Annotated in this window: 18 protein-coding genes; 11 read left to right on the top strand and 7 right to left on the bottom strand. The window is 50.8% G+C overall.

What is annotated here, in order from left to right; all coding sequences use genetic code 11:
* Window positions 1-24: 24 nt before the first annotated feature.
* Window positions 25-1,005 (bottom strand): aldo/keto reductase, encoded by a 981-nt coding sequence (locus IEX98_RS15955; RefSeq protein ID WP_188890187.1) that lies wholly within the window; start codon window positions 1,003-1,005, stop codon window positions 25-27.
* 234 nt (window positions 1,006-1,239) lie between these two features.
* On the bottom strand, window positions 1,240-2,109 hold the full coding sequence (gene dapA, locus IEX98_RS15960; RefSeq protein WP_308421797.1) for a 4-hydroxy-tetrahydrodipicolinate synthase: 870 nt from the start codon (window positions 2,107-2,109) through the stop codon (window positions 1,240-1,242).
* Window positions 2,110-2,255: 146 nt separating this feature from the next.
* Here dapA and IEX98_RS15965 point away from each other — a divergent pair, with 146 nt between their 5' ends.
* Window positions 2,256-3,167, top strand: coding sequence for a LysR family transcriptional regulator (locus IEX98_RS15965; protein WP_188890290.1), 912 nt, complete (start codon window positions 2,256-2,258; stop codon window positions 3,165-3,167).
* Between the two features lie 840 nt (window positions 3,168-4,007).
* On the opposite strand, the gene IEX98_RS15970 is transcribed toward IEX98_RS15965, so the two are convergent.
* Window positions 4,008-6,122 (bottom strand): multicopper oxidase family protein, encoded by a 2,115-nt coding sequence (locus IEX98_RS15970; protein ID WP_188890188.1) that lies wholly within the window; start codon window positions 6,120-6,122, stop codon window positions 4,008-4,010.
* 180 nt (window positions 6,123-6,302) lie between these two features.
* Between IEX98_RS15970 and IEX98_RS15975 the strand changes: the two genes are divergently transcribed.
* A complete protein-coding gene (locus IEX98_RS15975) occupies window positions 6,303-6,650 on the top strand; it encodes a hypothetical protein (protein WP_188890189.1) in 348 nt (115 codons plus the stop codon).
* Entirely contained in the window at window positions 6,596-7,417 is an 822-nt protein-coding gene (yidC, locus tag IEX98_RS15980) for a membrane protein insertase YidC (RefSeq protein WP_188890190.1), read from the top strand. The genes IEX98_RS15975 and yidC overlap by 55 nt, the downstream gene beginning before the upstream one ends.
* A gap of 348 nt (window positions 7,418-7,765) precedes the next feature.
* On the opposite strand, the gene IEX98_RS15985 is transcribed toward yidC, so the two are convergent.
* On the bottom strand, window positions 7,766-7,933 hold the full coding sequence (locus IEX98_RS15985) for a hypothetical protein (protein WP_188890191.1): 168 nt from the start codon (window positions 7,931-7,933) through the stop codon (window positions 7,766-7,768).
* 61 nt (window positions 7,934-7,994) lie between these two features.
* Between IEX98_RS15985 and IEX98_RS15990 the strand changes: the two genes are divergently transcribed.
* The 6 genes from IEX98_RS15990 to IEX98_RS16015 all read left to right on the top strand — a co-directional run bounded on the left by IEX98_RS15990 (window position 7,995) and on the right by IEX98_RS16015 (window position 13,831).
* On the top strand, window positions 7,995-8,696 hold the full coding sequence (locus IEX98_RS15990; RefSeq protein ID WP_188890192.1) for a pirin family protein: 702 nt from the start codon (window positions 7,995-7,997) through the stop codon (window positions 8,694-8,696).
* Between the two features lie 34 nt (window positions 8,697-8,730).
* Window positions 8,731-9,069, top strand: coding sequence for a hypothetical protein (locus IEX98_RS15995; RefSeq protein ID WP_188890193.1), 339 nt, complete (start codon window positions 8,731-8,733; stop codon window positions 9,067-9,069).
* 201 nt (window positions 9,070-9,270) lie between these two features.
* Window positions 9,271-9,534, top strand: coding sequence for a cold-shock protein (locus IEX98_RS16000; protein WP_308421798.1), 264 nt, complete (start codon window positions 9,271-9,273; stop codon window positions 9,532-9,534).
* A gap of 210 nt (window positions 9,535-9,744) precedes the next feature.
* Entirely contained in the window at window positions 9,745-12,096 is a 2,352-nt protein-coding gene (locus tag IEX98_RS16005; protein ID WP_188890194.1) for an ATP-dependent DNA helicase, read from the top strand.
* Between the two features lie 52 nt (window positions 12,097-12,148).
* Window positions 12,149-13,369 (top strand): multidrug effflux MFS transporter, encoded by a 1,221-nt coding sequence (locus tag IEX98_RS16010; protein ID WP_188890195.1) that lies wholly within the window; start codon window positions 12,149-12,151, stop codon window positions 13,367-13,369.
* A 69-nt stretch (window positions 13,370-13,438) separates the two neighbouring features.
* On the top strand, window positions 13,439-13,831 hold the full coding sequence (locus IEX98_RS16015) for a VOC family protein (protein WP_188890196.1): 393 nt from the start codon (window positions 13,439-13,441) through the stop codon (window positions 13,829-13,831).
* A gap of 37 nt (window positions 13,832-13,868) precedes the next feature.
* Here the strand turns inward: IEX98_RS16015 and IEX98_RS16020 are convergent, their stop codons facing one another.
* Window positions 13,869-15,149 carry an ABC transporter substrate-binding protein gene (locus IEX98_RS16020; protein WP_188890197.1) on the bottom strand — a complete coding sequence of 427 codons (1,281 nt, stop codon included), beginning with the start codon at window positions 15,147-15,149 and terminating at the stop codon, window positions 13,869-13,871.
* 33 nt (window positions 15,150-15,182) lie between these two features.
* Window positions 15,183-16,427, bottom strand: coding sequence for an ABC transporter substrate-binding protein (locus IEX98_RS16025; RefSeq protein ID WP_188890198.1), 1,245 nt, complete (start codon window positions 16,425-16,427; stop codon window positions 15,183-15,185).
* 650 nt (window positions 16,428-17,077) lie between these two features.
* Here IEX98_RS16025 and IEX98_RS16030 point away from each other — a divergent pair.
* Window positions 17,078-18,829, top strand: a complete 1,752-nt coding sequence (locus tag IEX98_RS16030) for an ABC transporter ATP-binding protein (protein ID WP_188890292.1) — start codon at window positions 17,078-17,080, stop codon at window positions 18,827-18,829.
* 20 nt (window positions 18,830-18,849) lie between these two features.
* Window positions 18,850-20,874 carry an ABC transporter ATP-binding protein gene (locus tag IEX98_RS16035; RefSeq protein ID WP_188890199.1) on the top strand — a complete coding sequence of 675 codons (2,025 nt, stop codon included), beginning with the start codon at window positions 18,850-18,852 and terminating at the stop codon, window positions 20,872-20,874.
* A gap of 89 nt (window positions 20,875-20,963) precedes the next feature.
* On the opposite strand, the gene IEX98_RS16040 is transcribed toward IEX98_RS16035, so the two are convergent.
* Window positions 20,964-22,724, bottom strand: a complete 1,761-nt coding sequence (locus IEX98_RS16040) for a methyl-accepting chemotaxis protein (RefSeq protein WP_188890200.1) — start codon at window positions 22,722-22,724, stop codon at window positions 20,964-20,966.
* Window positions 22,725-22,850 lie beyond the last annotated feature (126 nt).

The raw sequence follows: 22,850 nt of genomic DNA on the forward strand, positions 1-22,850 counted from the left end.
TGTGAGCGGTGGTTCTAGCCCGAATTAAGCCTGTGGCAGGCGATACAGCGCGAATGGCTCACCGTTGCGGAAGGAGCGGCTGATCTCATCCAGCTCCGTAAGACTCTCCGATTGGAGGGCAAGCGAGACGCTTTGCAAATTATCTTCCAGCTGCGGCGCGCTCGTCGCGCCTACAATGACGGTGGAGACGACCGGCTGATGCATGAGCCAAGCCAGTGACAGGGCACTTGCTGAACTGTCTAGCTGCTTCGCTAACGCGCTGACGCTGCGTCCCAGCTCTAGATTCCGTTCACCAAAGAAGTTTAGGAAGCTAGGGTTTGTCTGGGCTCTGGAGCCTTCCGGTGCGGAGCCATCCGTGCCGTATTTGCCAGTAAGAATGCCTCCGGCGAGCGGGAAGTATGGAATAATGCCAAGCCCTTGATCCAGGCAGAGCGGCACAAGCTCGCGCTCTGGCGTCCGGTCTGCAAGCGAATAGCTCGTTTGCATGGATACAAAACGGTTGAGACCAAGATGGTAGCTGATTCCTAGCGCCTTCATCAGCTCCCAGGCTGCATAGTTGGAGGCGCCGATATAACGGACTTTGCCTGAGCGAACCATATCATCCAGAGTGCGCAGCGTTTCTTCAAGAGGTGTATAAGGATCGAATGTGTGAATTTGATAGAGGTCGACGTAGTCCGTTTTCAGCCGTTTCAGGCTGCCCTCCAGCTCTGACTGCAAGTGAAAGCGGGAGGAGCCTCTTGCATTGGGGCCGTCCCCTCGCGGCAGTCCAGCTTTCGTTGCAAGTACGACCTCGCTCCGTCTGCCCGCAATCGCTGAGCCGATAATAGTCTCTGATGCCGTAGCCGAATAAATGTTGGCCGTATCAATGAAATTAATTCCCTGATCAAGCGCAACGCTAATAATTCGTTCAGATGTCTGCTGATCGGCTCTGGAACCGAAAGAATTGGTGCCAAGTCCAAGTGCGGACACATGAAGTCCGCTGTTGCCAAGACGATTGTATTTCATGCCGTGTCACTCCTTTTAGCTTCGTTGAGTATGGCTGTTTGGTGTTATCGTTTCTTTTTCCATTATACCAAAACCATCCACCGCAAGCCTAGCGACTGGGTTACTAGGACTTGCAGTTAGCTCATTCGGGTCAGCCAGTCGAATCCTGAAGGACACCTGGAGCCTCCAAGAGAATAAAGTCATTCATGAACGCTTAGTTAAAGTTACTCGGCGGGCAGATTCGTGAACAATTAGCTAAACCCACTCGGCCAGCAGCTTCTGCAGCTCAGCTGTAATTCCGGTTAGCGGCAGACGCACCGCGTCGGAGGCGATAAGGCCTTGTTCGGCCATCAGCCATTTAATCGGAGCCGGGTTTGGTTCTTGGAAAAGCAGCCGGACGAGCGGCAGCAGTTGTCCGAATGCCTCTCTCGCTTCGGTTAGCTTGCCGCTTTGGAATAGAGTGAATACTTCGATAAACGACTCCGTCCGAATGCTGGCGGATGCCATCATACCGCCTTGAGCCCCGCTGCCAAGCATCGCGAGAAAACTTTCATCCTCTCCGCTGAGTACCGGTTTCGTCGTGTGACGGGCGAGCTCCGTCATCAGGGCGACCCCGCCCGAGCTGTCTTTTAAGCCGATGACACCTTCCAGTGAAAGTATGGTTAAAATGGTTTCAGCAGTGGAGCGGACGCCCGTGCGCTGCGGAATTTCGTAGGCAATTAACGGAACACCGGTGTCTGCCGCGCGGCGGTAGTGCTCGATAATACCGTTTTGGGAGGGACGGTTATAGTAAGGGACAACGACGAGAGCTGCATCGGCGCCGAGCTCACCTGCAAGCTTGGTACGGCTGACGGTCGAAGCCGTATCGTTGGTTCCAGTGCCGAGTACAATGGGAATGTGCAGACGTGAGCCTCTCGCTCGCAATGCGGCTTCCATCAGGAGAGGAAGCTCTGCCGTCGTTACGGTAGGAGACTCGCCAGTTGTGCCGTTTACGACGATTCCGTCTACGCCGCGGTTCACCATAGTGTCGATGTAACGCTCGAAAGAAGGGATATCCAGCTCTCCGCTAGGTTGGAACGGGGTAATGACCGGGACGAAAATACCTTTTAGCTGTTGTTCATTCATTATGGCCAACTCCTTTTGTCAGATAGGAAAAAATGGGACTTGAACGATTAGCTATACTGTAGCATGATCTGATTATCATAATTATCGATACTTATTGATGGATATTATCAATAATCGTAATAGTAATAGGAGGAGGGAGAAAAATGCTGGATCTCGTCTATTTGCATACCTTTCGCGAGGTGGCCAGGAGAAGGAGTATTACGCGGGCGGCAGAGGAGCTGGGCTATGCGCAGTCGAGCGTGACCGTCCAAATTCAAAAGCTGGAAAAGCATTATGGCGTGCCTTTGCTCGAACGGTATGGCCGTTATATGCGTCTAACGCCTCCTGGAGAGGCGTTGCTGAAATTAGCCTCCCAGATGCTCGATCTATACGACCAGTCTCGAGAGACGGTGGCGGGCTACGCGGGAGGAACGCTTGTAATTGGGGCGATCGATTCTTTATCGGCGTATTTTCTGCCGCCGTATTTACAGCGTTTGCGGCGAATGTTCCCGGGTCTGAACATTCAGCTTCAGCCGGAACGGGAGTCCAATATTGTGAGCAAGGTGAAAGAAGGCGAGTTCGACATCGGTTTGCTGCTGGACGTAAAGCCAGCCGACACCTCGCTCCTATGTACGGCGGTACGTGAAGAGCCTCTCATGCTTGTTGCGTTGCCGGATCATCCCCTCGGGCTTCTCCCAAAGGTGGAGCTGAGCGATTTGAATGGCGCCGAACTGATCATATCCGAGGAGAGCTGTATCTATCGTGGAATGTTCGAGAAAGTGCTGAGAGAAGGGGAGATTGCCTTCACCAGCTTGTTCGAGCTGGGTAATCCGGAGGCGATTAAGCAATGTGTCGTCAACGGACTGGGCATCGCCCTGCTGCCGCAGATGGTCGTGGCTGATGAGCTAGCCGCAGGCAAGCTGGCTGCGCTCCCGTTCACTCATCCGGACATTCGCTTTGACCTGCAATACCTCATTCACCCGAAAAAATGGATGTCCGGACCGCTCCAGGCCTTCATCGATATGCTAGGAGACAGCGAAGAGGGGGAATCGGCTAGTCACTCGGGCGCTGTAGGCTAATTCCAATGAGCAGGCTGCAAAAAATTCGCCGAAAAGAGGCGATCTCAAGTCATGGTTAGCGTACAGCGAAGCAGCTTCGCAAATTAGCGAAGAGAACTTCGTTGGAGGAGTTAATGCGTGATAGTTACTATGGCAGAGCGAAGCGAATTTCGCAATTGGCGAACCTAAGTTCACGAAAAGCGAAATTTACTTCGCTAATTGAGCGACGCCCCCTCGAGTCTAGGTCAATTGCGAAGTTAGTTTCGTTAAACAGCGAAGCAGCTTCGCTGTAGATACTGACTTGTGCGCATGATCGCCCCGTTCGATACTCCAGCATCATATAACGAACCATAGTCACTAATAAGGTAACTAACTTCGCTGCTGTAGCTCCCCACGCAGTTTGCAAAACCAACCAGCCTGCACATCGCCGAAAAAGGCGCTTAGGCAGGTTGTTAAGACCCTGCCAGGGTCTTAACGCGCCAGTAGCAAGTAAAAAGAAAGAGTTTAAGGCCCTGAGAGGGTCTTAAGCTCACAAAACCAGCTGCTCATCGCCGAAAATGGCGCTTAGGCAGGGCGTTAAGACCCTGCCAGGGTCTTAACGCGCCAGCAGCAAGTAAAAAGAAAGAGCCTAAGGCCCTGAGAGGGCCTTAAGCTCACAAAACCAGCCTGCTCATCGCCGAAAAAGGCGCTTAGGCAGGCTGTTAAGACCCTGCCAGGGTCTTAACGCGCCGCGCCAGCATCAGACCAAATGTGAGAGTTTAAGACCCTGCGAGGGTCTTAAGCTGGCTTCAGAGCTGAGCTCGGTCAAATGAAAGAGCCTAACCCCGCAAAGGCCCGCTTATCCCCGTCTCACCTGATCGCCTACTCCGGGCGGTTAACGGTCCCGCCGCCGATCTTATAGGGAGAGTCCACTCCCTCGTACATCAGGTGCATGGACATTCCGGCGGCGGAATGGGCGAGATTGTGGCAGTGGTTCATCCATATCCCGGGATTGTCGGCGATGAATGCAACTTCGTATACATCGCCAGGCATAACGTCGAGCGTATCGGACCACCACGGGCTGCCGGTTACCTTCATCCCGTTGCGAGATAGCACGAGCATATGATGACCGTGCAGTTGCATCGGGTGATCAACGGAGCCGCGATTGACGATTGTCATTTTGACGAGTTCGCCTTCCTTCACCATAAACGTTGGCGTATCCGGGAACAGCTTGCCATTCATCGTGTAGTGAAAGCCAAGCTCGCCATTGTAGAAGCCCAGTTTGTTATCCAACACCAGCTTGAACTCGCGATCAAATATGCTGTTTGCATCAAACGGCGTTTCTGCAGGCTGACCGTAGTGGCTGGGATCGAATTCGGCGGTCAGCGGGAAGCTGGTTTTTAACGCTGGAACCGCCGCTTCGCCGCTAGCGCTCATGAGCAGGCCGAGTTTTTCGCCCGCCTTGCCGGCTCCAACTGCCAAGTAGACAGGCGTCTCCGGCATGATGAACGTTAAGTCGTATCGACCTCCAGTTGTCAGCTTCAAGCTCACGTTGCTTAAATCGCCAGGCTGATTTACCTCTGTCCCGTCGATTGCAGCCACTTGAAACTTGGTTCCGACCAGCCGATAGGTCTGGCGCACCCAGTCGTCGGTATTGACGAGCCGCAGCCGTACTGGCGTACCTGGTGCGATGCGTACCTGCTCGATACCGTCGTTCGTGCCGATCGCGAATTCTTCCTCCTGCCAAGCGTGGCTGAACACGTTAATATCTTTAGTTCCAGGCGGAAGTCCTTCCATGGGCTCGACGATCAAGGGACCAAACAAGCCTCTTTGCACGGCTTCCATCGATTCCTGGTAGGAGTGATACCAGAAGGTTCCGGCCTGCTTGGCGATAAAACGATAAGTATAGCTTTCTCCTGGCATAACGGCATTTTGTGTAACGCCGGCGATGCCATCTTCCGCATTGGGCACGTCCAAGCCGTGCCAATGTATAGTTGCACCGTTCTCGATGTTTTTATTTATGAGCGTAACCTCAACCAGCTGGCCTTGGTGCACGCGCAGCTCAGGACCAGGGGTCTGGCCGTTATACGTCCAGGCCTCTACTTCTTTGCCGGAGCTAAGCTTAACGGTCTTCTTTTCCGCAGTCAGCGTAAATCGCACATCCGGCTCGCCATCTGCCGATCCTGTCAACGTATCTACGGACACTTTCGGCTTCGTCGCTGCATGATTATCCGCAGGCTCGCTTCCATGCTGGTGCGCTAGCGTTTTGGCGCCAATGCCATAATCAATAGTGCCGGAAGACATAGCAAGCGTTACAGGAAGCAGGCTGGCATTTTTGAGCGACAGAAACGGAAAGTAAGCAATCGCTGCTGCAACAAAAACGATGGCGGATCGGCCCATTAAGCGTCTCCAAGGGCGGTTCACAGGTTCAATGCCAGTGAGACCTATGCGCGAGCTGCGGTTCAAATGCGACATCCATAATGCAAGTGCCGCTATGGCGAGCGCAAGAAGCGGAATGATAATTCCGAACAGACTGGATGGCATCGTAAAAGTTAGCAGCAAATATAAGCCGGTCAGCGAGCATAGCGTCGATAACTGGTAAGGCAGGACAACCACAGGCTGCGCTGCCCTCCCCCGCAGTCTGACGTCTAATGCATTCTGCCGCTTTCGTCCCGTAGCCTGCCGAATCCGGCGCAGCCGGGGAATGGTCATGAACCACAGCATGCACGGAGGAATGGCGGCCAGCGGCAGCAGGAGCAGGCGATCTGCCCAAAATAACGGATTGCTGGAAGCAAGCATCAGAATAACGGCAACAATAACGCCGGCGGCAGGCACGGACAAGGTGACGGCCCACCCTTTAAGAATGCGGGCATTCCGATTAAGCTGCTCCTCTGAGCGGCTGTATAGTAAAGTGGATGCTTTGTTTCCGGCAATCCATGAGAGTATAATGGACAGGAATAAACTTACTTGGGCGATAATCATCGCAGCGATATACAAAACCGTGTCCTCCCCGTATAATAAGCTTAGTCCATTTTACTCTTGCAGAGACTGTGCTTAACACAGCCCGAGGATGGGGTTGCAACTGGACTTAAGACGGGTTAATCCGTCGAATTGCAGGTTTGCAGCCATACAGAAATTAAAGTTATGTCATTCATTATACAAAAGGAGGTGAATGCTTTGGTATTTGAACTTCATGAGGTCATTCCGTATTTGCTCTCCATCAGCATTATTTGCTCATTTGCGTACGCGGCCTATTTCACTCGCCAGTCCATTGAAGACAATGGAGGCTGGTCGCCGGAACGGTTCATCTGGGTCCCGCTTATTCTGCTTGTACATCAAGTCAGCAGCCCGGACCGCACCCAGCATTGGCTCGTTCGAAAAGTAAAAAGAAAAGAATCTCCCGACGGTGAATCCGCGGATTGCAGCTCCTCGTTGCGAAATCAAGAACACACACAACGAGGAGGATTTTTATGGAGACAACTTCAAACCAAGCATTCGCCTTTCTTAAAAGATACCGCTTTTTAGCTGTTATTGCCATACTGCTCATCGTGAGCGGCTGCGGCGCACCTAACGGTACGGTCGATGCGAGCACGCCAGGCTTTTTCAACCATTACGTCGTATTCCCGTTCTCGTACTTGATTCAACACATCGCGTCGTTCTTCGGCGACAGCTATGGGATGGCGATTATTGCAATGACCCTGCTTGTCCGTCTGGTCCTGATGCCGATTATGCTTCGCCAGCATAAGAGCCAGCAGAAGATGAAGCAGAAAATGGCAGTCATGCAGCCGGAACTGAACAAGCTGAAGGAAAAGTACAAGGAAAAAACGCCGGAGTCGCAGGCGAAGATGAACAAGGAAATGATGGAGCTGTACAGCAAACATCAGTTCAACCCGCTAGCGATCGGCTGTCTGCCGATGCTGCTGCAGATTCCGATTCTTACCGGTTTGTATTATGCGATCAAAATGACACCGGAGCTTGCGCAGCATTCCTTCCTGTGGTTCCAATTGGGCGTTCCCGACCATGTGCTTCCGTTTCTGGCGGGAATTATCTACTACATTCAATTCCGCACTTCTCAGGTGGGCGTTGACCCCGCGCAGGCGAAGCAAATGGCCTTTATGGGTTATATCTCGCCCGTTATGATGGCGATATTCTCCTTTTCGGCGCCGGCAGCAGTACCGCTGTACTGGGTAGTCGGCGGGACGTTTATGATTCTGCAGACGCTGCTGGCCAAACGTTTGTACCCGGTGCTGAAGCCGGACCAACTGCCTGCACCAAGCGTTTCAACCAAGTAACAACAAGACGCATCTCCGGCAGGGGGTGCGTTTTTTCTTCTTGGATAATCGAAGATGATTTTGGTAAAAATCCAATTTACGGAAACCTTTTTCCCGTCTGCTCTCCTGCAATCAGGCCATAAACTTGCTTTCAGTTGACTTTATACCTATGATTTTAGGTGGTATACTGTACATAATGTATGATTCAGATAACTTCCGATAGCGTACGTACTTCCGCAGCTTCCGGATTTCATATGCTCGTGGTACAGCGATACACACACGGTTTGCTAGTCCAGCGGGGTGAAAATACGCCTGCCAGACTAAGCAACGGCTCCGCGTGCTTCGTTTTCATCACCCAATAATTACGGCTTATTCCCGCTTTTTCAAGGCTGAACGCCGGGGGTAAGACGCCGCCAGCCTTTCGCTGGCAGTCGGCAGTACTTGGCTTTGCGGCTCCTCTGCGAACAAGCCGAACTTGTCGTCAATATCCTTCTCCGTCACCAGATCTTCTTCTGTACTTCTCTCGTTTTTATCCATCGTCGTCCCATCACACTCCCTGCGTTATGATCGTTAGAATGCCCCAAAGGAGGAATTTCATATGATAAAGCTATTTCCGGCTAATGAACGGAACTCGGTTGACCTAGGGTGGCTGCGCAGCGCGCGAAGCTTTTCTTTTGGCGATTATTTCGACCAGGATAATTACGGCTTTGGCGTTATGCGCGTACTTAACGATGACGTTATTGCCCCGGGACGCGGCTTCGGAGCCCACCCGCACAGTGATATGGAGATCGTGACGATCCCATTGGCCGGCAGATTGAAGCATGAGGATAACTTGGGCAACGTTGAAGTAACCTCCGCAGGCGAAGTGCAGCGGATGACTGCCGGCAGCGGCATTATCCACGCGGAGTACAATGATTCCGACACGGAAGAAGGCCGTTTTTTCCAGCTATGGTTTATGCCCCGAGAGAAAGGTCTGGAGGCGTCTTATGAGATGGTGAGCTACGACAACGACAAGCTGATCAATGCGTTTGTTCCGATCGTCACCCCAGATGGCGCGAACGGCACGGCAAGCATTCATCAGGATTTGACGATCTACTTAACCCGGCTGGAACCGGGCAAGAAGCTCTATCATAACCAGCAGCCCGGCAGGAGGGTGTTTGCAATGGTGATTGAGGGCAGTGTAGATATTAACGGATTCAGCATGGGCCCAAAAGATTCGATCCGAGCGCAGTTCGAGCCTGATATTTTGCTGCGGACAAGTGAAGAGAGCGCATTCGTATTGTTCATCGACTTGCCTTGATTCAGACAAAGAGAGAAGGATGGGAGGGCTTTACGTGCATGAAACGTTACTGATCAAACATGCCGTGGGAGGAAGGACCTTTGTCGATTCCGATCATCAGCAGGTGACCTATCAAGCGGAGCCGGCGGAAGGAAACCGGTGGTCGTTTGAGGTTCAGAATCCGCCGGAGAAGGAATTGGAAGAGCTGCTGAAATGGCGGAGCGAGCTGAACGTATTTCTGTTTCGTCATTACGGGGAAGAACAGCCGACGGTGAAAATTTGGTTCTATGTTCAAGATGATACAGTAAAATATGATAAGGCCAAACATACGCTGACCTTTGCCGCCAGATCCAGCATTGAGTATGTCCCGCAGCAATTTGGTTACAAACTGTAAATTGTCGAAATTTGAAATATTAGGTCGAAAATGAAGGATGTAGTTTACTAATCAAATGACCAAGTTTACAATATACATGTTACAAATAGGATAAACTATGTTATAAGAGCGTCACATGCTGCGCCTGGCGATAAAAAAATTTTAATTGTGATGAATGGAATTTTTTAAAAAAGAAACGATAAAATAGTCAGTCAGCATATTGTGGAATTTGATTTCAGGAAGGGGGCGTTACCGATCTATAACCGGAAAAAGATTCAAGAGGAAATTCCAGAGGTCAATACGAAAATTTGGTCTTGTGAAAGCGACGACTGTAACGGATGGATGCGCGAGAACTTTTCGTTTGAACAGGCTCCAACTTGCTTGCTCTGCAATTCTCCGATGGTGAGTGCAGAACGGATGCTGCCCATGCTTGTAAATGCTAATGACAACTTGAAGCTGAAGGCAGTCGCAGCTGCGGCTGAGTAATAGGCTGATTTTAGACGGAATGCTCTTCGGAGTATTCCGTCTATCGACAATGTAGATGCCCTGCGGGCAATGTCAGTAAGTTACTTATTGGCATTGCCCCTATGGGGCATCTTTTTTTTGTCAGAAGGGCGAACATATGTGTGGTATACTGGTTAGAGCAGAACAAAACGGACGGTTTGCGGTACCGCGCAGCCAGAATCGGGTGATGGCATGGCCACGGAGAAAGAAGTCGCGATCGCGGTGAGGCCGCTTGTGGAATATGTGTTTCGAGCTGGCAGCATCGAGTCCGGCTTTCAAATGGCAGATGCGATGGCGGAAGGGACGCGGGTGCATCAGCAGGTGCAGAAGCAGTATGGTGAGCGGGATCAGAAGGAAGTGTATCTTTGCGCCCATATCGATTACGAAGAGTTGACGTTTCGCGTGGACGGGCGTTGTGACGGTCTGTTGATCAGTGAGGATGGCAGCGTAACGATCGATGAGATCAAATCGACTCGGGCAGATTTGTCGCGGTTGGGGGAGGAAGGCATTCCGGTTCACTGGGCACAAGCCAGCTGCTATGCCTACATGTATGCGGCTGAACAGGGTCTAGATGAGGTTGGGATTCAGCTTACCTATGTGTCCGTGGAATCCGGCGAGCGCCGCTTATATAGACGTGCAGCGTCCTTTGCGGAGCTGCAGCAGTTCATGATGGATTTGCTGCGCAATTATGCGTCATACGCCCGGTTGCTGCTGCGCCATACGGAGGAGCGGGATGCGAGCATCGCTGAGCTGGCGTTTCCTTTCGATGCGTACAGGAGCGGACAGCGGAAGCTGGCTGGAGCCGTGTACCGGACGATCGAGGAGGGCGCCAATCTGTTCGCCAAAGCGCCAACCGGTATTGGCAAAACGATCTCAACGACGTTTCCCGCCGTCAAGGCGATGGGGGAAGGCCTGCTCAGCCGTCTTTTTTATTTGACGGCTCGTACGACGACGCGGACTGCTGCGGAGGATGCTTTTGCCCGGATGGCAGCGAAGGGACTTCGCATACATGCAGTGACGCTGACCGCGAAAGCAAGTATCTGCTTCCAGGAGGAGCAGCGCTGCGATAAGCGTCATTGTGAGTATGCCGACGGCTATTACGACCGGGTGAATGGCGCGTTGCTCGACCTGCTTGGCGAGGAGACGAACATGACTCGTGAGGTTGTAGAACGGTACGCGCGTAAGCACCGGGTCTGTCCGTTCGAGTTTTCACTTGACGCCGCATATGCTTCAGATGTCGTGATATGCGATTATAACTACATCTATGATCCTAGAGTGTCTTTGAAGCGAATGCTTGGCGAGCAGAAGAAACAAACGGCGCTGCTGGTCGACGAAGCACATAATTTGGTTGACCGGGCACGGGAGATGTTCTCTGCAGAGCTGGAGAAGGCCTCGTTTCTTGCACTGCAGCGTCTGCTTAAGCCGTTGTACAAGGAAGGGTATGCTGCAACCAAGGCCGTGAATGATTACTTTATCGCCTTGCGTAAGTCATGCGGAGACGAGAAAGAGCGGTCGGAGCAGCAGCTTCCAGAGGAACTTATTGGTTTGATTGAGGTGTTCGTTGGTGCGGCGGAGACGTGGCTTAGCAATCGCCGGATGGGCGCTTTGCTGAGTTCTGAGGAAGGGGCTGCCAATTCGGAGGCGGAGACCGAATCGCTTCTGCTGGACGTTTACTTTGGAGCGCAAGCCTTCCTTCGGTCGGCTAAGCTATACGACGAACGATTCCTCACCTATACCGAGGTGCGGGGAGGGGATGTTCGGATGAAGCTGTATTGCCTGGATCCCTCTCATTTGCTTCGGCAGATGGGCAAGGGCTACCGGTCGCAAATTTATTTTTCAGCGACGCTTTCTCCCGCTGCTTATTATATGGACATGCTTGGAGCTGCGCCGGAGGACTATACGTTAGCTGTCCCCACACCTTTCTCACGCGAGCAGCTTGATGTACAGCTGGTGCCAATCTCGACCCGTTATCGGGACCGGGAGGCGTCCAGAAGACCGATTGCCAGTCTGTTGAATCGGCTGGCAGCGGAGCGTCCCGGCAATTATTTCGTATTTTTCCCGTCATATGCCTATATGAATGATTGTTACGAGACCTTGTTGGCGGAGGGAGAGACGCTGCCGTTTGATACGCTCCTGCAGCAACCGGCTATGTCGGAAGAGGACCGGGACGCATTCATGGCTGCCTTCCACACCGGTAGAGGTCGTACACTGGTTGGATTCGCGGTGATGGGAGGCATCTTTTCCGAAGGGATCGATTTAGTTGGCGATCGCTTGACCGGTGTTGTAGTCGTCGGGGTGGGACTGCCGCAGATCGGTGCGGAGCGGGACCTGTTGAAGACGTACTTTGACGAGGCCGGCAAAAACGGATTTCACTACGCTTATGTATTTCCGGGCATGAATAAGGTACTGCAAGCGGGAGGGCGGCTTATTCGCTCTGAGAATGATAGAGGCATACTGGTACTCGTGGATGACCGCTACTTGAGGCCGGAATACGAGCGGCTGCTGCCGGAGGAATGGCTGCCGTATGAAGTGATCCGCCCTTAACAGAAAGAGATCAAGAATGGCATTATGAATAAGTTTGGAGTGATGGTTCAACATGAGTTCTACAGCCAATCGTTTGGCAGATGATCGTAAGCCGGCGTCCTCGGCCAGATTGTGGATGGCATTGCTGCTGGGCTCGCTGGCTGCATTTGCGCCTTTGTCGATCGACATGTATTTGCCCGCTTTGCCTGAATTGGCAGGCGATTTCAAGGCGGGCACGTCGATGTCCCAGCTCAGTCTGACAGCCTGCCTGCTCGGCATTTCGATTGGACAGCTGCTGATCGGGCCTTTAAGTGATGTCCGGGGACGGAAAAAACCGCTGCTGATCGGCTTAGCCCTCTATGCAGTGGTATCTGTGCTTTGCGTCATTGCGCCGTCCATTGAGACATTCGTCCTGCTGCGATTTATCCAAGGCGTTGGCGGCGCGGCGGGCATCGTTATTTCCCGCGCAATGGTTCGGGATATGTATGAGGGAGCCGAGATGACGAAGTTCTATTCGATGCTGATGCTCGTCAACGGCGTCGCTCCTATTGCTGCTCCGATTGCCGGAGGGCAAATATTGAAATGGACGTCATGGCGCGGTGTCTTTATCGTTTTAGCAATTATAGGGGTCTTGATGCTGCTGACCGTATGGTTTGGTTTGAAGGAAACGCTTAAGGAGCAAAACCGGCTGAAGGGCGGACTAGGCAGCACGCTGCGGACGTTCCGGAGATTGCTGAAGGATCGGTTATTTATGGGCTATGCGCTGTCCCAGGGACTCATCACTGCGGGCATGTTCGCTTACATCTCCGGATCGCCATTCGTCTTGCAGGAGCTATTTGGCCTGTCTGCACAGATGTACAGCGTCTGCTTTGCCATCAATGGCATTGGCATCATTATCGCTAGCCAGACGGCTGGCCGGCTAGCCGGCAAGGTCAGCGCAACCAAGCTGCTGCTTACGGGACTGGGTATGGCTTCGATAGGCGGCGTCACGCTGCTGGCAATGATTGTGCTGAACGCGGGTTTGTTCGGTGTCCTCATTCCGCTCTTTTTCATTGTTTCGAGCGTCGGCCTGGTGTCGACAGCCAGCTTCACACTCGCGATGCAAAATCAGGGTCAATCCGCAGGAAGTGCCTCAGCGCTTATTGGCCTGCTGTCATTCGTGTTCGGCGGCTGCATGGCGCCGCTGGTTGGCCTTGGCGGCAGCGGAACCGCATTGCCGATGGGTATCGTTATAGCGTCGGTTAACGTTGCAGCGGTGCTCTGTTATGCGCTGCTTGTAAGGCGCGTGCGCTAAGCGCTGTTAAAGGGCGGCAAGATAAGGAACAATGGAGAGAGAAGAACTTCTTGAGGAGGCGAACAGATTATGGCGTTGTTGAGAGCATATCTATTTGGCGAAGATGTCCGGCAGCAGGCGGCTTTTTACTCAGAAGCGTTGCGAGGAGAAATCGTCAGCGTGCAGACATTTGGCGACATTCCGGGAACGGAAGAAAAAGACCGGAATTGGGTAATGCATCTAGTGTTGCACGCGGCCGGCCAAGTGTTCTATATGGCCGACGCAGGGCCAATCGAACGGGGCAACGGCTTGGAGCTGACGCTAGAATTTGAGACGGAGCAAGAGGGCAGACAGGCATTCGAGGCGCTGTCCGCAGGCGGCAAGGTGTTCATGCCCTTCGAGCGGATGTTCTGGGGAACCGTATTCGGCCGGCTGGAAGACAAGTACGGCGTGCGGTGGCAAATTTCCACACAGCCTGAATAGGGATGAATTTGTTTAAATTGGCGGCGCGTCGAGTGAATTAAGCTCGGCGCGCCGTTTCAAGTTGAAGCTGTTGATTGCCAAACTGTTCAATCTGTTGCAAACCTGCCTCCAGCTCAATATCCCCGTTTATTACTTTTCGTATGGTATCCGATAAATAGGTGAAAAATTGCTGATGAAAGTGTTCGGAAAAGCTCATCGTTTGTTCATCACTGCGGTTTAGATGCGTCTTGGCATGTTTCGTATACATAAAGTGAAAGGGATGGGAAGCATCGCTCGCAATGGCGGATGACATCGATGCAGGCAAAGCACCTGCTTGTCTATCCAAGATCTTCGATGTGCCGTTTAAAATATGCTGGATGACTTTTACGGCATCCTTCGCTTGAATGCTATCTTTGTGTACCGCAATTACGTGCATCAAGTCAATTGGAGCTGCAGCAGGGTCGCTGCTTGGGAACGGAAGAACTCCCCATTGGAAAGAAACATCAGCGCTCACCAACTGCTCTAGATAGGACTCTCTGCCAATCGTCATGGCGGCGGAACCGCTTATGAAGCGATCTGAATTGGAAGCTGCGGTGTGGATTGCTTTTTCGTCATACAGGGATTTTACAGACAGCAGAACTTGCTCCCAGCCTTCCGTATGAAACTTTATTTCTGTGTTGTCTTTATTCAGATAAGTGAGTCCTTCAGAAAGACCGATTTTAGTAAAAAGTAAAGCTGGATCTGGATTGACTAAGTACAGCCCCGCCGTCTCCGAATTGGCAAATCGGCGCGCCAAACGAATGGTGTCCTCCCAATTCATCGTCTCCTCGGGCAAGGAAATGCCTAATCTCTCGAATTCATTTTTGTTATAATACAACGCTTCTGTACTAAACGAAGCAGCGATGCCATAGATTTCTCCTGTCCCATTGCCCTGTAGCTCTAGCACCTCTTTTACACCCAGCGGCATTTGATCGAGGGATGCCTGTCCTAGTTCTTGCTGGAGCGGCAGAAGAGCCTCGTCTTCGTACAGGATTTGTTGCTGATAGGCATTTAAAAAAAGAAGATCCGGCGTTTCTTTGGCAACCAGTTCAGGCAATGTTTCGACAAGCGGACGGTCACTGGTATATAGAGGAGCAATTGATATTACCTTAAATGCGATATTCGGAAATTCCATATTAATATAGTTGCCGTAGTCCTTATAAAAGCTTCGTTTGTCCGAATACAACACTTTCAATTCTATGCTGGAGTCAAATGAAATGTCAGGTTCTTTGGCCGCGCAACCCGTGAATAAAATCAATAATGCCACAGCGAGTATCATTTTATGAAAAAGAGTTCGCATAAACAGTCATCCCTCAATTGGATTTTCTTCATCTTACTTGGCCTGAAGCCGTGTATTGCCGAAGTCTTCAATGCTTTGCAATCCATCTTGAACATCAAGTTCATTGTTCATTATTTTCAGTAATGTTTCGTCGAAATAGCTTTGGAATTCCGTTGGCGTATAAAAGCTCCGCTTCTGCTGCTCAAGTGCGGATATATTCGCGTCTTTGCTATATATAAAGTGAAGCGGATGAGCAGGATTGGTATTCACTTCACTTAGCAAAGAGGAAGACAATAATGAGCTTGAATGATACTGAATGTTGGACATCTTGCCGCTCATCAAATATCGGATGAATTTTATCGCCTCTTTGTCTTGTTGACTGCTGCTGCTAATGCCAACTAATCTTTCAGGGTCTATTTCCATTGCTGAACGATCCTTTCCTGGTACGGGTAATACACGCCACTCAAAGTCTGTGTTTCGCTCATTCAGTTGATCATAAAAATAACTGTTCGCAAAGGTCATCGCGACGTTGCCTTCCAAAAACGGGTTCTCAGCATTCGCATTCAGATCGTTCAGTAAGCCTTCTTCATACATGGGCTTTATAAGCTCTACAATTTTCCTCCAGCTGTCGGTGTTAAGCGTCACTTTATTCACGGCTCGATTCAGGTATGTAAGACCTTCCGTTAACCCGATCCATGTTACGAATGAGCCTAGACTGTAGGAATTGGAATAAAGACCTTCCGTTTCAGAGCCGGAAAATCTGCGGGCTAATTGAAATAGCTCCTGCCAGCTCACACTCTCGTCAGGTAAGGAAATCCCTTGTTTTATAAAAAGATCCTTATTAAGAAATAACACATTGGAACCGAATAAAAGAGGAATGGTATAAATCTCACCATCGCCCAAATACTCCTGCTGTTGCTTCACGCCTGGATGCAAACTTTTTAGTGTTTCTTTGCCAAGCCGGTTTCTCAGCGGGAGAAGCTTCTGTTCTTCCTGCAGAATATCCATGAGATAGGAGTGCATCCCAATATAGAGATCAGGCTGTTCAGCAGAGACGGTTTGCAAGAGCTTTTCCTTATCGTAAATATCCTGGGCGGGTATGACTTCAAATTCGACATTGGGAAACTCCATATTAATATAGGTGCCATATGCTTCGAAAAAGGAATCGCTGGTAGGTGCCATCACTTTTAGCTTGTAATGCTTGTCTTTCTCAAATGAGCTTTCATCTTCTTTATTCGCACAACCAGAGACAATCATGCTGCATAACAGAATGGCAAGCAACGCTTTAAATGCCTTCAAATTTATCACATCCTAAATCCACATTTACAAAATTAACCTATTATTCAGGTTACACCGATAAGGGTATTATTGTAAATAATAGATATTTCAGAAATAAATACTCGTTTGAATAAGCATTCGGATTTCTATGAAGCCTAATCTCCATGAATAATTCCGCCCCTTCAGGCGTATAATTTCTCATTCCCGGCGGAAAGAGTACAGTAAAAGATAGGCTAACTTTTTATTGACAGTTATTTCATGGGATGGTAAAGTGACAAATAGATTTCAATTTTCGAAAGGAGGATTACGTCATGCGTAACATGATTGCAGTACCCCAGAATCATAATGTTAACTCGCAAACTAATTTAATGAACGTAATCCATCCGCACATCATTACTCTTTGAATTTAAGGGTTAAACCCATAAATCAAAGGCGCATGGTTACGTAACCGTAATCGTGCGCCTTTTTGCTTGCAGCGGTCGATGAGTGGCTTTCTTTTCGTGACACTCATTCTTCCGCCAGACAAGGAAGCGTATCTCCGTTTACGGTGACACGCTTCCTTTTTTTGTTATTAAAGAGGCGCAGGGACGTAACTTTTGCAGCAAGTGATGGCGATTGCCATTTGAATGGTTGCATGTATGGATGGAAAACGGGAGGTGCCGGGACAGAATATGTTTATCGTACTTAAAAAGCTGCAATGGTTTTTCGCAATGAGTTGGAAAAGATACACCGTAGCCGCCGTTCTGCTGATTATAGCCGGCGTATTGGACGTTATACCGCCTTGGCTGATCGGCTACACGATCGACGGTATCCATCAAGGAGAGCTCGGAACGACAGGGTTCTATGAGGTTGTATTCGGCTGGCTGGCCGTCGTTATTGTCGGCTATATCATTTCGTATGTATGGCATTATCAATTATTTGGCGGGGCCTTCGTCTTGGAGAGGCTTATGCGATCCAGGCTGATGAGGCATTTTTTGAAAATGACGCCAACCTTCTTCGAGCGCAACCGGACGGGCGATCTGATGGCTCGTTCAACCAATGACTTGAACGCTGTGGCGACGACGGCTGGCTTCGGCATTTTGACGCTGATCGATTCTACGTTTTTCATGGTCACCATTCTTATCATGATGGCGGGTATGATCAGCTTGAAGCTGACGCTTGCTGCGCTGCTTCCGCTGCCGTTTATGGCGCTGGCGATGACGTACTTCGGGAAAAAAATTCATAACCGGTTCATGGCTTCCCAAGATGCGTTTGGCGAGCTGAACGACCAAGTTCTAGAGTCGGTATCCGGCGTTCGCGTCATTCGTGCCTTCGTGCAGGAGGAAGCGAGCCAAGGACGATTTGAGAAGAAAACGTCAGAAGTATTCGATCGAAGCATCGAGGTTGCCAAGATTGACGCATTGTTTGAGCCTACTATGAAAATTCTCGTTGGTCTAAGCTATTTGATCGGTCTCTGCTATGGCGGTTTCCTCGTTTTCCACAGTGAGATTACGCTAGGCGAGCTTGTTTCCTTTAACGTTTACCTCGGAATGCTCATTTGGCCGATGTTCGCGATCGGCGAGTTGATTAATATTATGCAGCGGGGCAACGCCTCTCTTGACCGCGTCAATGAGACGCTGGGCTACAAGGCGGATGTCACCGATGCGCAGGACACAACAGATGTGGTTGAGCCGGATACGATTCAGTTCAAGGGCGTAACGTTCCGCTACCCGTCTTCGTCGGTCGATAATTTAAGCCAAGTGTCGTTCGTAATCCGCAAAGGCCAGACGCTTGGCATTGTGGGACGCACTGGCAGCGGCAAGACGACACTGTTAAAACAACTGCTGCGAGAGTATCCAATCGGCAACGGCGAAATTTCCGTATCCGGCGTTCCGCTCGGCAAGCTGAAGATTGAGCAGCTGCTCGGCTGGGTCGGTTACGTGCCGCAAACGCCGATCCTGTTCTCGAAGACGATACGCGACAACATCTTTTTCGGTATGAAGGGCGAAGGCTCGGATGATGATTTGCAGCGCGCGCTTGCGCGGGCGTCCTTTGCCAAAGACATTCAGTTTCTGCCTGACGGGCTGGAAACAATGGTTGGCGAGAAAGGCGTGGCGCTCTCCGGCGGACAGAAACAGCGGGTCAGCATCGCACGCGCATTGATTGCCGATCCGGAAATTCTAATGCTGGACGATGCCTTATCCGCCGTTGACGGCCGGACGGAGGCCGAGATTATTGAGGGCATTCGAACAGAACGTGCAGGTAAAACGACGCTCATCACGACGCATCGTCTCTCCGCTGTTCAGCATGCGGATTGGATCGTCGTGATGGATGAAGGCAAGATTGTGCAGGAAGGCAAGCATGAGCAGCTGATCCTGCAGGACGGCTGGTACAAAGAACAATATGAGCGGCAGCAATTGGAGTCGTTCATCGAATCAGAATAGATTGGAGGCGTCCGCGAACAATGGGTCATACAGGCAAACGATTGTTTCAATACGCCATGCTATATAAGAAGCCGATCATTTGGGCGCTTCTGCTGCTCGTGCTTGCGGTAAGCTCCGAGCTGGCAGGACCGTTCATCGCCAAACGGATGATCGACCAAAATATATTGGGCATAGAGAAAAAATGGCATGAGGTCGCAGCGCAAGAGCGCTATGCGGTTGAATACAAAGGCAAATGGTATAAACGCGAGGATCATTATGAGCCTGGCGAAGCAAAAGGAGCGGAAGTCCGCGTACTTCAGTCCGGACGCAAGTTCTACTGGCTGGAAGGCGCGCTTCCTAACTCGGGCGAGCGCCGTACCGTGCAGGACGGTGTGATGACCGTGACCAGTAAGGAATCCGGCGAACAGGCTTCCGTTCCGGTAACACTCATCTCGGCAAAAGAATTGTACCAGTTCTACAAGCCGGAAATTCCGGCACTCATGGTACTGGCGGGCGTTTATTTCGGTCTCCTGCTCCTAGGCGCGGTATTTACCTACGGACAAAGACTGCTGCTGCAAACTTCGGCGAACAAAATCGTCCGCCAAATGCGCAATGACGTATTCGCCCACACGCAGCGGCTTCCGGTCGGCTACTTCGATACGTTGGCTGCCGGGCAAGTCGTTTCGCGTGTAACGAATGATACGGAGGCGATCCGCGAGCTGTATGTTGCGGTTCTCGCCAACTTTTTCTCGGCCATCGTCTACATGACGGCGATTTACGGGGCGCTGTTCCTGCTGGATGCAAGGCTTGCGCTGTTCGCGCTGCCGCTTGTACCGATTTTGATCATCTGGATCAAGCTGTACCGCAAGGTCGCTGCCCGCTATAACCGGATTATCCGTGCGAAGCTCAGCGAAATTAACGGTATGATCAATGAATCCATTCAAGGCATGCCAATCATACAAGCGTTCCGCCGTCAGAAAGAGACGATGAAGGAATTCGACGAATTGAATGAACACTATTTTACGTATCAGAATAAGCTTCTCAGTCTTAACTCTATTACATCGCATAACTTGGTCAACGTCATTCGGAACCTGATGTTTCTGGTCGTTATCATTATGTTCTGGGGCGATTGGCTCGGTGCGGCTGTTGGTGTTGGCGTCCTCTATGCGTTCGTCGATTTGATGAACCGGATGTTCCAGCCGATTGTCGGCGTCGTGAATCAGCTCTCCAATCTGGAGACGGCCCGCGTCTCGGCAGAACGCGTATTTACGCTGATGGATCAGGAAGGCGTTGAAGTCGTGCCGGGAACGATGGAGCGCTATCGCGGCGAAGTGCAGTTCGAGGACGTGACCTTTGCTTATAAAAAAGAAGAGTACGTGCTGAAAAATATTTCATTCACAGCGCGTCAAGGTCAGACGGTAGCACTGGTCGGGCATACGGGCTCCGGCAAAAGCTCGATTCTGAATCTGCTGTTCCGCTTCTATGATACGAATAAAGGGCGGATTACGATTGACGGTCAAGACGTGCTGTCGATTCCGAAGCAGCATCTGCGGCATCATATGGGAATTGTTCTTCAAGACCCGTTCCTGTTTACAGGCACTATCGCCTCCAACGTAAGCCTTGATAACCCGGCAATAAGCCGCGAGACGATCGAGCAAGCGTTGCGCGACGTAGGCGCGTATGAGATGTTCGCATCGCTTCCGGGCGGAATCGACGCTCCTGTTATTGAGAAAGGCAGCACACTCTCCGCTGGACAGAGACAGTTGATTTCCTTCGCGAGAGCGCTGGCGTACGATCCGGCGATTCTTATTCTGGATGAGGCGACAGCCAGCATCGATACAGAGACCGAGGCAATCATTCAACAGGCGCTTGATGTGTTGAAAAAAGGCCGGACGACGTTCGTCATCGCGCACCGTCTGTCCACGATCCGCCAAGCGGATCAAATTCTCGTACTGGACCGCGGCCGTATCGTGGAGCGCGGCAATCACGAACAGCTTATGGAGCATCGCGGCAAATATTTCGCGATGTATCAGCTGCAGCAGGGAGCAGCGGTTACCGCTTCCTAATTGCGAAATAAATCAAAAACGGGTATGGCTCCTTGGTTAGGAGCCATACCCGTTTTTTCGTTTGCGATCTATAGGATGAGGATAATCGATTATTCCGTCTTGAATTTGCCGATTTCTTTGTTCAAAGCAGCTGCCAGAGAGCGGAGCTGTACGGCCGAGCTGGCAACTTCCTGCATCGAGGCAAGCTGCTCCTCGGAAGAGGCGGCAACACGCTGCGAGTGCAATGAAGAGCTTTCTGCAATGTGCTCCAGCTGGTCGAGCGAAGCCGCAATTTCTTCACTGCCTGCGGACATTTGCTGGGAAGCGGCTGATACTTCTTGTACTTGTGTAGACACAGCGCGAATAGCTTCCACGATGGCCCGGAACGATTCGCCCGCTTTCATGGAAATTGCCGAGCCTTCGCGAGCTCCGGTTACGGCTTGCTCCATGGAGCGTACGGCTTCATTCGTATGGCTGCTAATTCCCGTGAGAATGGTGTTAATTTGCTCGGACGATTCTTTAGAGCGTTCTGCAAGCTTGCGAATTTCAGTAGCCACGACAGCGAAGCCGCGTCCGTGCTCGCCGGCGCGAGCCGCTTCAATGGAGGCATTCAGCGCAAGCAAGTTCGTTTGATTGGCGACGTCGCCAATCATAGCAAGAATCGTGCTTATCTGGCCGTTCATTTCTTCTAGCTGCTCTAGCGTTGTCACTGTGCTGGATACGCTGTGCTCGATCGCATGAATTTGTTGAACGGTACGTCCGAGTACTTCTCCGCCGGCTACGGCTAGGTCTGTCGTATCGGCAGCCAGATCGGATACCGCAGACGAGGATTCCGCAATCCGTTGAATGCCGACCGTCATCTCTGTCATCGCACGCTGGCATTCCTGGAAGCTTTGCAGCTGCGTATCAGCGCCTGCTGCAACCTCTTGAATCGCTTCGGCTACTTCTTGCGTCGCAGCAGCTGTTTGTTCTGCACTTTCCTGCATGTTTGCTGAGGAGCTGCTTACTTCTTCAGAAGCAGAGCGGAGATTGTAGGTCAAGCTTCGCAAGCTGATAATCATATCGTTGAAAGCAGCCGATACGAGTCCGATTTCGTTGCTGTTCGTAACAGCTACGGTCTGGGTCAAGTCGCCTTTGGCCGCTTGAGCCGAAATTTCAGCCAGCCGTTTCAGTGGACTCAGTGCCAATCTTGCCAGCCATACGACGAAAGCCATCGCAATGACAATGAACAAAGCAGCTAGACCAATGCCTTTCCACAGCATGGCGTTCATTTTGCCCGTAACATCATCGTAATCGAAGTCGATTGCAAAATAGCTAATGATTTTTCCTTCTTTGTTCTTGATAGGCGTTAAATATGTAATCCAGGTGCCCATTTCATCCTTATAGGTATCAAGCTGAATGAAATTCTCGGTCCCAAGCTTTTCAAAGCCTTCGATAAACGCATGAGGCAACTGATACTCCTTTTCGGTATCGTAGCCGAGATCAATCATGTTTTTGTTGCTCTTGATAATCGTTGCAAATTTGTTGTCATCTTTTTCAACCATATTCGGCATGAACAGGTATGTATTTTTAACCAATTCATTCGTATTCATCGCGTCCAATTGCTTTCCAAGTGTGTTAAAGGTAGCTTGATTGTCGCGCTGATCAGCTTTCATTTGAATGTAGGCATTTTGAACGAGATCCAAATTTGCCTGCATTTGTACCCCGAAAGTACGGGTAGCTCGTTCCATGTCTGCCAAATAGGCGTCTTTCTGGGCGCTGTAGGACGTCCACTCAAAAACGCCGATGACGGCGATGAACAGAGCGGCGAGCACAATGGAGCTCGTTAAGGCTAGACTGCGGTCTTTGATCTTAAGGATGAATTTAATCATTTCTGTTACTCCTCACTTGATGTATAATGCAGCAACGCTGCTTCTCCTGTGATATTTATAACGACATTATAGGTCTAATTTATTAGATAAGTTCAGTATTTGATGTTAGAAATGTATTTGGGTTTA

Source organism: Paenibacillus radicis (ex Gao et al. 2016) (assembly GCF_014641555.1).
GTDB classification, from domain to species: Bacteria; Bacillota; Bacilli; order Paenibacillales; family Paenibacillaceae; genus Pristimantibacillus; species Pristimantibacillus radicis.